This window comes from Pinirhizobacter soli (genome assembly GCF_015905305.1).
GTDB lineage: Bacteria > Pseudomonadota > Gammaproteobacteria > Xanthomonadales > Rhodanobacteraceae > Pinirhizobacter > Pinirhizobacter soli.
In genome coordinates this window covers 310998-325197 of the sequence record NZ_JADZLQ010000004.1, presented here as the reverse complement: position 1 = coordinate 325197, position 14200 = coordinate 310998, and the positions used below count along the sequence as shown (strand labels likewise).

General features: G+C 65.9%; 9 protein-coding genes. 5 read left to right on the top strand and 4 right to left on the bottom strand.

Annotated features, from left to right (window positions below; all coding sequences use genetic code 11):
* Positions 1-126: 126 nt before the first annotated feature.
* Positions 127-2766 carry a M1 family metallopeptidase gene (locus tag NDK18_RS18185; RefSeq protein WP_250628582.1) on the top strand — a complete coding sequence of 880 codons (2640 nt, stop codon included), beginning with the start codon at positions 127-129 and terminating at the stop codon, positions 2764-2766.
* Here NDK18_RS18185 and NDK18_RS18180 read toward each other — a convergent pair.
* Positions 2763-5156, bottom strand: coding sequence for a GH92 family glycosyl hydrolase (locus tag NDK18_RS18180; RefSeq protein ID WP_250628581.1), 2394 nt, complete (start codon positions 5154-5156; stop codon positions 2763-2765). The two genes, NDK18_RS18185 and NDK18_RS18180, sit on opposite strands and share 4 nt — an antisense overlap.
* A gap of 140 nt (positions 5157-5296) precedes the next feature.
* On the opposite strand from NDK18_RS18180, the gene NDK18_RS18175 reads away from it, so the two are divergent.
* The 4 genes from NDK18_RS18175 (at position 5297) to NDK18_RS18160 (ending at position 11370) form a co-directional block, all read left to right on the top strand.
* Complete coding sequence (locus NDK18_RS18175; protein WP_250628580.1) at positions 5297-6973, top strand: FAD-dependent oxidoreductase; 1677 nt, start codon at positions 5297-5299, stop codon at positions 6971-6973.
* 43 nt (positions 6974-7016) lie between these two features.
* Positions 7017-8165 (top strand): GGDEF domain-containing protein, encoded by a 1149-nt coding sequence (locus NDK18_RS18170; RefSeq protein WP_250624286.1) that lies wholly within the window; start codon positions 7017-7019, stop codon positions 8163-8165.
* A gap of 83 nt (positions 8166-8248) precedes the next feature.
* Entirely contained in the window at positions 8249-10831 is a 2583-nt protein-coding gene (locus NDK18_RS18165) for a glycoside hydrolase family 31 protein (RefSeq protein WP_250628579.1), read from the top strand.
* The gene (locus NDK18_RS18160; protein ID WP_250624284.1) at positions 10831-11370 is read left to right on the top strand and encodes a DUF6630 family protein; all 540 of its coding nucleotides are present in this window, start codon (positions 10831-10833) and stop codon (positions 11368-11370) included. Before NDK18_RS18165 ends, NDK18_RS18160 begins: the two co-directional genes overlap by 1 nt.
* On the opposite strand, the gene NDK18_RS18155 is transcribed toward NDK18_RS18160, so the two are convergent.
* The 3 genes from NDK18_RS18155 to NDK18_RS18145 form a co-directional block, all read right to left on the bottom strand.
* Positions 11367-12530, bottom strand: coding sequence for a glutathionylspermidine synthase family protein (locus tag NDK18_RS18155; RefSeq protein ID WP_250628578.1), 1164 nt, complete (start codon positions 12528-12530; stop codon positions 11367-11369). The two genes, NDK18_RS18160 and NDK18_RS18155, sit on opposite strands and share 4 nt — an antisense overlap.
* Positions 12530-13081 carry a DUF1190 domain-containing protein gene (locus NDK18_RS18150; protein WP_250624282.1) on the bottom strand — a complete coding sequence of 184 codons (552 nt, stop codon included), beginning with the start codon at positions 13079-13081 and terminating at the stop codon, positions 12530-12532. The genes NDK18_RS18155 and NDK18_RS18150 overlap by 1 nt, the downstream gene beginning before the upstream one ends.
* A gap of 100 nt (positions 13082-13181) precedes the next feature.
* Positions 13182-14138: an NAD(P)H-binding protein gene (locus NDK18_RS18145; RefSeq protein ID WP_250628577.1), complete on the bottom strand. Its 957-nt coding sequence runs from the start codon at positions 14136-14138 to the stop codon at positions 13182-13184.
* Positions 14139-14200 lie beyond the last annotated feature (62 nt).

Below are 14200 nucleotides of genomic sequence, written 5' to 3'. Positions count from 1 at the left end.
GCTTCGTCAAGGCGATTCGGGCATGACTTTCGGCGGTGTCTGCCGGTTGAAGCGACGGCGCACTATCCGGCAGTCTGTCCGCCGCCACACCCCCAAGCCTTCCCCATACTAATAATAAGGAATTCCATGCGCCGTCTCATCGTTTCCGCCATCGCCCTGGCCCTGGCCGGCGCAGTGGCAAGTCCCGTCGTGCTGGCCGCGGATGCCGCGGCTCCCAGCGTCCAGGCCGTCACCGGCACCACGCAGCTGCCCCGCAACGTGCGGCCGAGCCATTACGCCGTATCCATCACCCCGCATGCCGACAAGCTCGCCTTCGACGGCAAGGTCGCGGTGGACGTCGACGTGCTCGAACCCACCCGGTCGATCACGCTCAACGCGATCGACATGACCTTCGCCAGCGCCACGCTCACCCCCCGGGGCGGCAAGCCGTGGACAGCGAAGGTAAGCGTGGACGACCAGGCGCAGACGGCCGTCTTCACTTTCGACAAACCGGTGCCTGCCGGCGCGTATACGCTGTCGATGACCTATGCCGGCAAGATCGGAACCCAGGCCAACGGCCTGTTCGCCATCGACTACGACACCAAGGCCGGCAAGAAGCGCGCGCTGTACACCCAGTTCGAGAATTCAGACGCCCGGCGTTTCATCCCTTCGTGGGACGAACCGGCCTACAAGGCGACGTTCGACCTGGACGTGACCGTGCCCACTGGCCTGATGGCGGTGAACAACATGCCGGCGGCAAGCTCGAAGGACCTGGGCAACGGCCTCACCCACGTGGTGTTCAAGACCTCGCCGAAGATGTCCACCTACCTGCTGTTCTTCGGCTTGGGGGATTTCGACCGCGCCACCACCATGAGTGGCGATACCGAGATCGGCGTGGTGGTGCAGAAGGGCCACGTGGCGCAGGCGCAGTTCGCGCTGGAATCGTCCAAGGCGGTCCTTGCCGAGTACAACGACTACTTCGGCGTGCCCTATCCGCTGCCCAAGCTCGACAACATCGGTTCGCCCGGCAGCAGCCAGTTCTTCGGCGCGATGGAAAACTGGGGTGCGATCTACACCTTCGAATATGCGCTGCTGCTCGATCCGAGCATCTCCACCCAGCGTGACCGCCAGGGCGTGTTCGGCATCGCCGCCCACGAGATGGCCCACCAGTGGTTCGGTGACCTGGTGACCATGCGCTGGTGGGACGACCTGTGGCTGAACGAGGGTTTCGCCTCGTGGATGGCCAGCCGCACCACCGCCAAGCTCCACCCGGAATGGCAGACGGAGCTGGACAACGTAGACATCCGCGAACAGGCCATGTCGCGCGACGCGGCCGCCACCACGCACCCGATCGTGCAGCACATCGAGACAGTGGAGCAGGCAAGCCAGGCCTTCGACGCGATTACCTATTCCAAGGGCGAGGCAGTGATCCGCATGCTCGAAGGCTATGTGGGCGCTGATACCTGGCGCGAGGGCGTGCGCCGCTACATCAAGGCCCACTCCTACAACAACACGGTGTCCGACGACCTCTGGCACGAAATGGATGCTGCCGCCGGCAAGCCCGTCAGCACCATTGCGCATGACTTCACCCTTCAGCCTGGCGTGCCGATGATCAAGGTCGTGTCCACCGCCTGCGCGGGGGGCAACACCACCGTACAACTGGAGCAGGGTGAGTTCAGCAAGGACCAGCCGAACAAGAAGCCGCTGATGTGGCACGTGCCGGTCACCGCCCAGGTGGGCAAGGGCGCCGTTGCCACGGCGCTGGTGGCCGATGGCAAGGGCACGATCACCGTCCCCGGCTGCGGCCCGGTGGTGGTCAACGCGGGGCAGGGCGGTTACTACCGCACGCTGTACGCACCGAAGGAATTCCAGGCCCTGCGCGGCGCCTTCGCAGGCCTGCAGCCGATCGACCAGCTGGGCATCATGGGCGATACCTGGGCCATGGCGATGGCCGGCGTGGAGACGCCTGCCAACTACATGGACCTGGCCAAGGCCGTCACCCCCGACAGCGTGCCGCAGGTGTGGGGTGAGGTGGTCGATGGCCTGCTCGGGCTCGATGGTTATTACCGCGGCGATGCCGCGCGTCAGGCGACCTTCCGTAAATTCGCTACCGCGCGCCTGGCGCCGGAACTCAAGCGCGTGGGCTGGGTGCCGCGGGACGGCGAACCGGCGCCGGTGAAGATCCTGCGTCCGCAGCTTATCGGCGCACTGGGTTCACTGGGCGACAAGGCCGTGCTGGCCGAAGCTCAGCGTCGATTCGATGCCAACGACATGCCGGCGGAACTTCGCAAGACGATCATCTCGGTGGTCGCCAGCAATGCAAACGCTGCCACCTGGGACAAGTTGCATGCCCAGGCCAAGGCCGAAACCACGCCGCTGATCAAGGACGAGCTGTACGCGATGCTTTCCACCGCGAAGGACGATGCCCTCGCCCAGCGTGCGCTGGACCTTGCCCTGACCGACGAACCGGGCGCCACCAATAGCGCAGGGATGATCTCGATAGCCGGCCGCAACCATCCGGATATGGCCTTCGACTTTGCGGTAGCGCACAAGGCGCAGGTGGACAAGCTGGTCGACTCCACCTCCAGTGCGCGCTACTACCCGGGCATCGGCTCGTCGTCGTTCGATCCGGCGATGCCCGGCAAGGTGCAGGCGTTCGCCGAGAAGTACATCGCGGCTACCTCGCGCCGCGGCGCGGACGCGGTGATCGCCAACATCAAGTACCGCACCCAGGTCCGCAGCGAACGCCTGCCGGCGGTCGATGCGTGGCTGAAGAAGAACGGCTAATGCACGTCGAATGAAGGTGGGGCGTCGGCGCTGCCGGCGCCCCATTTTTTTTGCGGAGTGTCACCTAAGTCGAAGCGTAGCTTGCCGCCATGCAGCGCGAACGATTCGGGCAGCCATGGGCGCGAGGTGGCTTTGCCATCGAGGGCGAGGCCTTGCACATACGGTTTGCCTGGGCCGGCCGCCGGCGCGTCGATCACCACGTCGCCATCGGCACGCTTGATCGCGATGTGCTGGAACTCAGGGCTTCCCAGCACGAACTCCGCGCGTCCGGGTGCAGCCGGGTACAGACCCATCGCGGCGAACACGTACCATGAGCTCATCTCGCCCAGGTCGTCGTTACCCGGGATGCCGTTGGGCGCATTCACCCAGATCTTGTCCAGCACCTCGCGAACCAGTTCCTGGGTTTTCCATGGGGCGCCCGCATACGCATACAGCCATGGGGTACCGATCGAGGGTTCGTTATCGAGCTCGGCATGCAGCGGGCCGGCCTTGGTCACGGCAAACGTGCCATCTGGCTGGTAGAAGAATTTATCCAGCCGCGCGCGTGCCTTGTCCGTACCGCCCATCGCCTGGAACAGGCCCCGCACATTGAAGGGCACCATCCATACATATTGCGCGGCGCTGCCTTCGACGAAGCCATCTTCGGTGGAGGGGTCGAAGGCATGCGCGGGTTTGTCGTCTTCATCTTTCACCAGCGCCCAGCTGCCATCGGCGTTGCGGTTGCGGATATAGCCTTCGGAGGGCGTGGCCTTCGGGTCGAACACGTTTCGCCAGTTCTGCGCGCGGCCCAGGAAGCGCCGCTGCGTGGCCTTGTCACCCAGGCGGCCAGCCAGCTGGCTGATGCCGAACTCCGCGGTGACGTCTTCCAGCGTATCGGCGGCGGGCCCCCAGGCGGGAGCGCCGACCGGGATGTAGTGCAGCGACAACCAACTGGAAAGTCCCGGCCGCTGGCCCACGCACTCCACCTCGCAGCCATCGTGCGAAGCGTCGAGTGCCGTCGGGTGATCGGCAGCCTGCACCAGCGAGGCCAGCGCGCCCTTCCTGTCGAAGTCGTGGCCGCCGAAGGCCACGATGCTGGCCACTGCCGCGGCCGAAGGGTCGCCATTCATCACGTGCACGCCGCCGCTGTTATGTGTCCAGCGGTCCCACACGCCGTGGTTTTGCGTCGCCTGGTTCAAGAGGCTCTGCGCGATGTCGCTGCCGGTTTTCGGATCGAGCCAGGTCACCAGCGCCAGCTGCGAACGGTAGACGTCCCAACCGGAGAAATTGGCGTACTGCGCCTTCTGCGGCGCTTGCACCTTATGCGTGGTGCCATCGAAGCCACGGTACTCACCGTTGACGTCGCTGAAGATGTTCGGGTGCATCAGCGCGTGGTACAGCGCCGTGTAGAACACCGTGCGCTGGTCGGGACTGCCGCCCTGTACCTCTACCTGGCCAAGCTTTTCGTCCCATGCGGCGATGGCGCGCGCGGCGATGGTGTCGAAGGATGTACCGGCTGGGTTCTCCGCTTCAAGGTTGGCCTGCGCGTTGGCCGTGCTCACATATGAAAGACCGATGCGAAGGTTTACGCTGCTGCCTTTCGCGCCATCGAAGCTGATCCAGGCACCGGAGCCCTTGCCGGCATCGGGAACACCCTTTGCGCCATAGCCGGTCCCGCCGCTGGAAGATGTGCCGCCCGCGGTAACGCTGCCATCCTTCCAGGTACCGGTGCCCACGATGGGCTGGTCGGCCTCGATCACGTAGTACAGCGTGTAGTAGCTGCGCTGGTTCACCGGCGTATAGCCGCAGAAGTTGCCGCTGGTGACCTGGCCGGTCACGCGGCGGTGGGCAGTGTCCACTTCGACCTTCGCATCTTCCGATCCCACTTCCGAATCCGACGCGCGCACCAGCAAGCTGGCGTCGTGGCCTGCGGGGAAGATGAAGCGTGCAGCGCCCGTGTGCAGGCTGGCGCTCAGGTCCACCGCCACGCCGTTGTCCAGCTTCACCTGGTAGTGGCCGGCTTTCGCCACCTCGTTGGCGTGGCTGAATCCCGCGACGTAGGTGTGGCGAAAATCGCTCGAGGGGGAATTCGTTACCGGTACGGTCACCGGCATGATCGGCACGTCGCCCGAGCCACCGGCGCAGCCCCAGCCTTCCACGTTGGTCAGGCTGAATCCGCGCACCTGGTTGGCACGGTACTCATAGCCGCCGGGGGCGGCGATCAGGTGCCGTGAGCCCGGCAGCGGCGTGGCCTCGGGACTGAACTGCACCATGCCGAAGGGCACCACCGCACCGGGGAACACATTGCCGCCGTTGGCCGTGCCGATCAGCGGGTTCACCTCGGCCGCGGGGCCTGCCACCGCGGAAAACGTAACCATCGCCAGGGCGGCGGCAAGCGGGATCGTTCGCATGGGGATATATTCACGGCGGAGGGATTTGCCACGATCTAAAAGCAATCCCGCCGCCCCGTCAAGCTGCCCTGCTGCGAGGGGCTTGCGCGCCGTCCTGGCCGGTCATATTCCTTGTCACCGCAAAACGCTACGATTCGAAGATGGCCGAACTTCCTCCCCGACCCGAACAGGCGATCGACCCCAGCGACCCGATGGCCCGGAGCGCGCAGACGTTCCCGCGGCTCTCTGACGAGATGGCGGCGCGGGTTCAACGCTATGGCACGGAGCAGCAGGTGCCGGCCGGCACGGAACTGTTCGAGCGTGGCCAGCGCGGGGTGGATTTCCTTTTCGTGCTGGAAGGGCGGGTGGAGGTATTCCACCGGCAGCGCGACGGCAGCCGCGACGTGGTGACCACCCACGGACGCCACCAGTTCAGCGGCGAGCTGGACATGTTCAATAACCGCCAGGTGCTGATGTCGGGCTGGGCGCCCGTGCCCACGCGCGTGCTGCGCGTGCCGCGCGCGGACTTCCGCCGGCTGGTGTCGTCCGAGCCGGACATCGGCGAGATCATCATGCGTGCCTTCATCCTGCGCCGTGTGGGCCTGATCCGCCATTTCAACGACGGGCTGGTGCTGATCGGCCCGGCGCATTCGGCCGATACCCTGCGCCTGCAACGCTTCCTGGTGCGCAATGGCTACCCGCACCGCCTGCTCGACACGGAGCTCGACCCCGAAGCCAACGGCTTCCTGGAATGCTTCGAGCTTTCGGCCGACCAGTTGCCGGTGGTGGTGCTCGCCGACGACACGCTGCTGCGTAATCCTTCGTCGCGGGAATTGGCCGATGGCCTTGGTCTGACCGAAACGCTCGACCCGACCAAGGTGTACGACGTGGCGGTGATCGGCGGTGGCCCCGCGGGCCTGGCCTCGGCGGTCTATGCAGCCTCGGAGGGCCTGGCCACCATCGTGGTGGAAAGCACGGCGCCCGGCGGGCAGGCGGGGACGTCGTCGAAGATCGAGAACTACCTGGGCTTCCCCACCGGCATTTCCGGCCAGGCCCTGGCCGGCCGCGCGCAGGTGCAGGCGCAGAAGTTCGGTGCGCAGCTGATGGTCTCGCGCGCCGCGGCAGCCATCGACTGCTCGGCCACGCCCTACCGCGTGCTGCTGGACGACGAACAAGTGGTGACTGCGCGGGCGCTCGTGGTGGCCACCGGAGCGCGCTACCGCAAGCTCAGTGTCGAGGATTACGACCGCTTCGAAGGTGCCGGCGTGCATTACGCCGCCACTGCAATGGAAGGTCAGCTTTGCGGCGGCGAGGAAGTGGTGGTGGTCGGCGGCGGCAATTCCGCGGGCCAGGCGGCGGTGTTCCTGTCCCGCATCGCCGACCATGTGCACATGATGGTGCGCTCGGGCGGCCTTGCCGCCACCATGAGCGACTACCTGGTACAGCGTATCGAGCAGTCGCCGAAGATCACCCTGTACACGCATTCGGAGATCTGCAAGCTGGAAGGCCCCGACCGGCTGCGTCAGGTCAGCTGGACCCACCGTGGTACCGGCGAGGTCACCACGCGCCTGATCGGCAACGTGTTCGTGATGATCGGCGCGGAGCCCAACACCGACTGGCTGCAGGGTTGCGTGGAGCTGGACGACAAGGGCTTCGTCGTCACCGGCAAGACGGTTCCGGGCACGGCGCCTTCGGCTTACCTGACCTCGCTCCCGGGCATCTTCGCGGTGGGCGACGTGCGCTCAGGTTCGGTCAAGCGCGTGGCCTCCGGCGTGGGCGAAGGCTCGGTGGTGATCCAGGCCGTGCACCAGTACCTGGCACCGCCCGCCGGGGCCTGACAAGGGAAGGTCAAGAATCCGCACGCCCGGCCGATAAGGGTGCATGCGTCTGGATATTCCCACCCTCGGTGTCATTGGTTTCCTGATCGGAATCGCCCTGTCGATAGGCTTCACCCTGCTTGGCGTGGTATTGCCGCGGCAACGCGTGTTGCGCCTGTGGGCCGCCGGCTTCTGGATGGCCACGCTCGGCGCGTTGTTCGCGGGCCTGCGCAACCAGATCGACGAAGGCATGTCGGTGGTGCTGGGCAACCTCTTCATTGCCATTTCCGGTGCGCTGATGCTCGCCGGTGTCTCACGGCACGTCGACCGGCCGTTGCGCTGGGGACCGCCCGTGGTGTTCATCGGGGTGTTCGTGGCGGCGCAGGCGTTCTTCGAGTATGTCGTGCCGAGCCTGCGCGTGCGCCTGCATCTTTTCAGCGCGCAGATGGTGGTATGGGATGCTTGCACGGTGTGGATGCTGCTTCGCCACGGACCGCGCGAGTTGCGCACCAGTTGCCGGCTCGCAGCCGTCGTTTTCGCTTTCGACCTGCTGTTCTACGCAGCAAGGCCCTTCATGTCACTGGCCACCGGCACGGGCGAAGACGCCATGCGCGGAGGGACGCCGATCGTTGCCACCTTCGTGATCGGCATCGTGCTGGCGCTGGGCTGGTTCATCGCCTTCATGTTGCTGGTGACCGAACGCCTGGCGGTGGATCTGGGCCGCCTGGCGCGCATCGATGGCCTGACGGGCCTGCTTAACCGCGGTGCGCTGATCGAGGACGGCCGTCGGATGCTGGCGCATTGCCGTGCGCGCGGACGTCCTTTCGCATTGCTGATCTTCGACCTGGATTATTTCAAGAAGGTCAACGATACCTACGGACACGATGGTGGCGACGCGCTGCTACGCCAGTTCTCGGCTCTTATCGGCGCGGTGCGCGACCCGGGTACCTTGCTGAGCCGTTACGGCGGCGAGGAATTCGTGCTGGCGTTGCCGGGCCTGACCCTGGGCGAGGCCGCGGTATTGGCCGAGGACATGCGCCAGGCGGTGGCCGCCACCGAGGTGCCGTTCGGCAAGGCGCGGTTGTCGATGACCACCAGCATCGGCGTGGCCGTGGCCGACGCCACGCAATCGTTCGAGGCATTGATCGCCCGTGCCGACGAGGCGCTGTACAAGGCCAAGGCGGCCGGCCGCAACCAGGTATCCGCCGTCTAAAGCCGTGCCGATGTGACCGGTCCCGCGGCGTAACGGCCAACGGCATCTATAATCGGGTTTTGGCGTCCTTCGCGAATCCCCAAGTGTCTGTTGCCACCGTCCACGATGCCTTTGCCGATCCCCAGGCTACTTTTGCCCGGGGTCCGGTTCGCCTGACCGTGCTCACGCCGCGCCTGTTGCGCGTGGAGTTCGACCCCGCCAGGCGTTTCAACGATGCGCGCACGCAGTTTGCCGTCCGCCGCGGCTTGCCCAAACCTGACTTCGAGGTGATCGAGGACGACACCCGATTGGTACTGGATACCGGCGTGCTCCGGCTTGAATGGATCAAGGGCGATGTCGCGCCCGATGCCTCGAACCTGCACATCGTGCTGCGCGACGAAGGCGATGAGACGCGCTGGACGCCGGGCATGGCCGAGGAAGGCAACCTCCTGGGTACCTACCGAACGCTCGATCGTTACGACGGCGACACCTGGACCGATGGCAAGAAAATTCCGCTGGAGCCGGGCATCCTGTCACGGGGCGGCTGGCACGTGGTGGACGATTCAACCAGCTTTCGCCTGGACGAAGACGGTTGGGTCTCAGGTCGCGGCCAGGCGCCGTCGCAGGACTTCTATTTCTTCGGCTACGGCCACGATTTCCGCGGGGCGCTTGCGGACTTCGCCGCGGTATCCGGGCCGCAACCTCTGCCGCCACGCTTCGTCTTCGGCTACTGGTGGTCGCGCTACTGGAATTACTCCGACCAGGAATTGCGCCGGCTGCTGGGCCGGTTCGCCACTGAACGCATGCCGCTGGACGTGCTGGTGCTGGACATGGATTGGCATACCACGCCGGGGCTGTCCCTGCGCGCGGGCATGGACGAGCGCGATGAGTTCGGCGAACAGCGCGGCTGGACGGGCTACACCTTCAACGGCAGCCTGTTCCCCGACCCCGATGCCTTCATGCGCTGGGTGCACGGACACGACCTGAAGATCACCCTGAACCTGCATCCGGCATCGGGCGTGCCCGCGTTCGAAGAGAACTACAGCGCGATGGGCCGGGCGTTATCGGTGGACACCACCAAGGGCGCCACGATTCCCTTCGAGGGGAGTTCCAAGCCGTACATGCGGGCCCTGTTCGACACCATCTTGCGACCGCTTGAAAAACGCGGCGTCGACTTCTGGTGGCTGGACTGGCAACAGTGGGCCGAATCCAAGGCCAAGCCGGGGTTGTCGAATACCTGGTGGCTCAACCACGTGTTCTTCAACGAGATGGAACGCCACGACGATGCGCGCGGGCTGATCTACCACCGCTGGGGTGGCCTGGGTAACCACCGCTATCCCATCGGCTTTTCCGGCGACAGCGTGATCTCGTGGGCGTCGCTGGCTTTCCAGCCGTACTTCACCGCCACCGCGTCCAACGTGCTGTATGGCTACTGGAGCCACGACATCGGCGGCCACACCTTCGACAAGGCGGTGCCCCGCGCCGAGCGCCACCTGGATCCTGAGCTCTACACCCGCTGGGTGCAGCTGGGCGTATTCAGCCCCGTGCTGCGCACGCACTCGGCCAAGGAAGCGAGCCTGCACAAGGAACCCTGGCACTTCGCGCCGCGCTTTGGCGATGTGATCAGCGAGGCGATCCGCCTGCGCTACCGCCTGGCGCCGTATATCTACGCGGCCGCACGGGCCGCCCACGACACGGGCCTGTCGCTGGTGCGGCCGATGTACTACGACTGGCCCCGCGAGGAACGCGCCTACGAGGTGCCGGGCCAGTACATGTTCGGCGATAGCCTGTTGCTGTGCCCGGTGACCGCAGCGGGCGAAGGCGGCTACACGCGCGTCGACACCTGGCTTCCGCCGGGGCGCTGGTACAGCCGCGAGGGCGCGCGCGTCTATCAAGGCGGGGTTACCGTGAGCCAGGACTACGCACTGCGCGAGACACCGATCTTCGTCCGCGAAGGCAGCATCCTGCCGCTGTACACCGACGGCCTGCGCAATCTTACGGGGCTGCCGCAGCAGATGGTGCTGCAGGTGTACCCAGGCCCGGTGGGCGAGACATCCATCTACGACGACGACGGTATATCGCAAGGGTATCGCCGCGGCGCCTTCGCCCGCACCCTGGTGCGCAGCTGGCGTGACGACAACGAACACCAGGTCGCCATCGGCGCGATGCAGGGCGTTTATGCCGGCCGGCCCGACATGCGTTCGTACGTGGTCGAATTGCTGGGCACCGGCATGCCGTTGGAGGTGCGCGTGGATGGCGTGCGCCTGCCCTTTGCCAGCGAGCCCGCACCCGACAGCTGGACATGGGATCCGATGGTCGTTTCCGTGCGCATCGAGCTCGCGCCGGGCCCGGTGGACCGCGAGCGCCACATCGTGGCCTGCTTCGATCCCAAGCGCGCGATGCCGCCGGAGCTGTGGCGACGCATGCAGCACACCGCCGAGGCGGTGGCTTACCTCAAGCGTGTCTGGGGCGATATCTCCGCCTTGCCCGAAGACATCGAGCTGGCCGGGCAGTCCGCACAGCTCTTGTCCTATGCCATCGCCGGTCCCGACGAAGGGCGAGTGGACCGGTTCACCGCGGCCGTGAATGCTTTCGAAGCCCGTTTCGCCCGCTTGCCGGCCGTCGCCGCCGGCACTCCCCTCGACACCGAACTCGTCGAGCAATTTACCCAGCTACTGGTGCGCTGATGAACCATGAATACGACCCCGACCAGAACTTCCACGACGACGAAGACGGCGACGGGGAAGAACTGGACGCATCATCCGTCGAAGGCCTGGTGTGGCAGCTGTTACTGCTGATCAACCCCGGCGACGAAGACACCGCGATGCAGCAGTTTGCGCAGGTCCGCGAGGCGGGCATGGGTGAAGATGCGGAAGCCACCCTGCTGGCCATCCGCGATGCGATCGACTGGCGCTCGGGTTTCCATGTGGCGGCCGACGAGCCTCGCCAGCTGATCGATGCCGTCGAGGAACTGGTATCGCGCTATCACTTGACGATCGACTGGGGCGGCGACGCTGACGACGATGACTTCATCGAGGGCCAGGATGTTCCGTCATTGCTGTCGGTAGCGGCCGACGAGATCGCCCCACACAACTACAAGCTTTGGACCTGGCAAACGGTAAGCGGCGCCTACGCCGGCTGGATGACGGCCCAGGCCGACGGCGAGCCGATGCTGCAGGTGGCGCATGCGCTGGGCATCGACGTGCGCCCTGCCGCCGACGCCTAGCCGATGATCGCGTGCGGGATGAAGCGCGAGGTGTCCTGGGTGATCAATCCGGCGTCCTCGCGGATGCCCATGCCCGAAGGACGATCGGCGATCATCCAGCTGCCGATAAGCGGATAGCCGCCCTCGGTGCGCGGGAGTTCCTGCAGGACCTGCCGGATCCACCCGCCGTTGCCGTAGGGGCCGTCGGTGGCGAGGGTTTCGCCGTTGGCAAGGCGCAAGGTGATGTTGGCGCCTTCGCGTGACAGCAGCGGCTTGCGCACCCAGCCAGGCGGCAACTCATCGTGGGGTGCGTCCTCGAAGAACGCCGGCAGCAGGTTGGGATGATCGCGATGACGCTCCCACAGCAATGGCAGGATGCCCTTGTTCGACAGCACCGCCTTCCATGCTGGTTCCACCAGGCGAAGGCCGGAGGTGGGCAGGGCACGGCCGAAATCGTCCTGCATCATCGCTTCGAGTGGATACAGCTTGAACAGCGTGCCGATCACCACGTCGTTCAGATCGGTGAAGGCGCCGCGTGCGGTAACGCCGATGTCGCCGACGGCGATCACGCCGGTATCCATGCCGGCCTGCTCGGCGCAGTCGCGCATATAAGCGATAGTGCCGTTGTCCTCGCGGCTGCCGGCGATGGCCGAGAAATACACCGGCTTGGGCAGCAGGCGGGCCATCGTGGCCAGCGACTCCACCAGGGCTTCCTGCAAGCTGTTGTACTGGTCGGCGCCGGCGGGCAGGGCGCCGCGGGCCTTTTGCTCCTCAAGCCACACCCACTGGAAATAGGCCGCTTCATACAGGCTGGTGGGCGTGTCGTAGTTGAGCTCGAGCAGCTTTGCAGCGCCATGGCCATCGTAGGCCAGATCCATGCGTCCGTAGAGCTGCAGTTCGCCCGCATGCCAGCTGCCGGCAATCCAGTCCCAGTAGTGGGGGTCGATGCCAAGGCGCGTCATCATGGCTTCGGACGCAACGATGTCGCCCACCATGTCCACCGCCATCGCGTGCAGTTCCGCGGTGGGGGCTTCGATGTCGTCTTCGATCTGGCGCAGGGTGAAGGCGTAGTAGGCCGATTCGTCCCAGTACGGCGCGCCGTTGATGGTGTGGAAGTCGAAGCCTGCGTCTTCGGCGGTGCGCTGCCAGTCGTCGCGGGGCGTGATGCGAACGCGCTGCATCACTCGCCCGCGCTGCCGCGGGCACCGAAGCCACCACGGCTGGCGGTGGCGCCGCGCCCGCCGGCGCCTTCCGGGGCCGCAAGGGAGCCCGTACCCAGGCCACGCGAGGCGAACGAGCTACCGGCGTAGGCGCCGGTGCCGGCACCGGCCGATGGCTGGTAGAACGATCCGGTATTGCGGCGATAAAGCGGTTCGGACTGGTAATACGAGCCGCGCATGCCGTTGTTCATCAGGTGGGAAATCATGAAGCCGGTCATCAGCGGGCCCCAGATGCTGCCCTGGCGCTGGTCCTGGCGTTGCACGCACTGCTCGGGCGGGAAATCCTTGATGCACTCATCGCGCGTCATGTATCGAGGCGCGGATGTGTCGGCTGCTTGCTTGGCGTGTTCCTCGGCTTTCTTGCAATCGTCCAGCAGGTTGCCCGCTGCCGTGCATTGCTCGAGCGTGGTGAATTGCTCCTGCTGCACGGGTGGGGCGTCGTCGCTGCAGGCGACAAGCAAAACGGGGCTGGAAGCCATCAAAAGCAGCGTTGCCGTGCGTGAGCGTTTCATCCTTCGCCTGTGTCCTGTCCGAAGCCGTTCGGGACGGACAGTCAAGCATGGCCGGCGGTGGTTATCCAGTGTCGTGTACGCCATTGCATCCTGCCCACCGTCAAGGCCGGCCGATGCAACCCAGTCCGCGCAGTGTCGCGGCCACCGCTTCGTCCATCGGCGTATGTGGCTCGGCGCCGATGAGTTCGCGCAGGCGCGATCCGCCAAGGCGTATCGGCTCTCGCCAGAGGTAACGCAGCTCACGCACCTCCCGAAAAATTCGTACGAAAGGCCACGTCAGCGAAACCGCCCACCACGGAAAAGCGGCGATGAGCGCGTTGCCGCCGGCGGCGCGCCGTACGGCGGCCACCAATTGCGTGCCGTCTTCGTCCCAGTGGCCGTGCATGTGGATATTCTCGAAAGGACGCAACCGCTCGCCCACCGACACCAGGCTTGCCATCGCCGCGGCGACATCCGGCAGGTAAGCCCACTGGTGGCCCACGCCAGGCTTGCCGATGCGCTTGACCACGGTGACGGGCTTGCCCGGCGTGACCACCTGGCCGAACCAGGCGTTGCCGGCGCGCGGGCCGAAGTAGTCACCGGCGCGTACGATCAATACCGGCACGCCTTCGGCGGCGGCTTCGCGCAGGCGGCCTTCCATGGTGGCGCGGATGCGGCCCTTGATCGTCTGCGTGTCCTGCGGCGCGTCTTCGGCGATCACCGGGAAGGCGTCGGGCCCGTAGTTGTAGAGCGTGCCCGGCAGCAGGATACGTGCGCCGACGGCGCGGGCGGCGGCGATGGTGTTCTCGAGCATCGGCAACACCACGGCTGCCCAGTTACGGTATCCCGGTGGATTGACCGCATGCACGATCAGGCCGACGCCTTCGGCTGCGCGTCGCACGGCCTCGCCATCCATGGCATCGCCGCGCTGCCACTGGATGCGCGGGTCGGCATCGGCGGGCGGCTCGTGCCGGATAAGCGCGCGAATCATCCAGCCTCGGGCCAGGAGCGCCCTCGCCACCTCGCCACCAATGCCGCCGGTGGCGCCCAGAACCAGTGCCGTATCTTGCGTCGCCATGAGCTGCTCCCGTGGAAGTAAGGGCCACAGGATGCGCTGCCACAAGATAGAAAGGAATTGAC

Coding starts and splice junctions, on each gene's coding strand:
- NDK18_RS18185 (WP_250628582.1), top strand. CDS start 127: ATGCGCCGTCTCATCGTTTCCGCCATCGCCCTGGCCCTGGCCGGCGCA.
- NDK18_RS18145 (WP_250628577.1), bottom strand. CDS start 14,138: ATGGCGACGCAAGATACGGCACTGGTTCTGGGCGCCACCGGCGGCATT.
- NDK18_RS18175 (WP_250628580.1), top strand. CDS start 5,297: ATGGCCGAACTTCCTCCCCGACCCGAACAGGCGATCGACCCCAGCGAC.
- NDK18_RS18150 (WP_250624282.1), bottom strand. CDS start 13,081: ATGAAACGCTCACGCACGGCAACGCTGCTTTTGATGGCTTCCAGCCCC.
- NDK18_RS18170 (WP_250624286.1), top strand. CDS start 7,017: ATGCGTCTGGATATTCCCACCCTCGGTGTCATTGGTTTCCTGATCGGA.
- NDK18_RS18155 (WP_250628578.1), bottom strand. CDS start 12,530: ATGCAGCGCGTTCGCATCACGCCCCGCGACGACTGGCAGCGCACCGCC.
- NDK18_RS18180 (WP_250628581.1), bottom strand. CDS start 5,156: ATGCGAACGATCCCGCTTGCCGCCGCCCTGGCGATGGTTACGTTTTCC.
- NDK18_RS18160 (WP_250624284.1), top strand. CDS start 10,831: ATGAACCATGAATACGACCCCGACCAGAACTTCCACGACGACGAAGAC.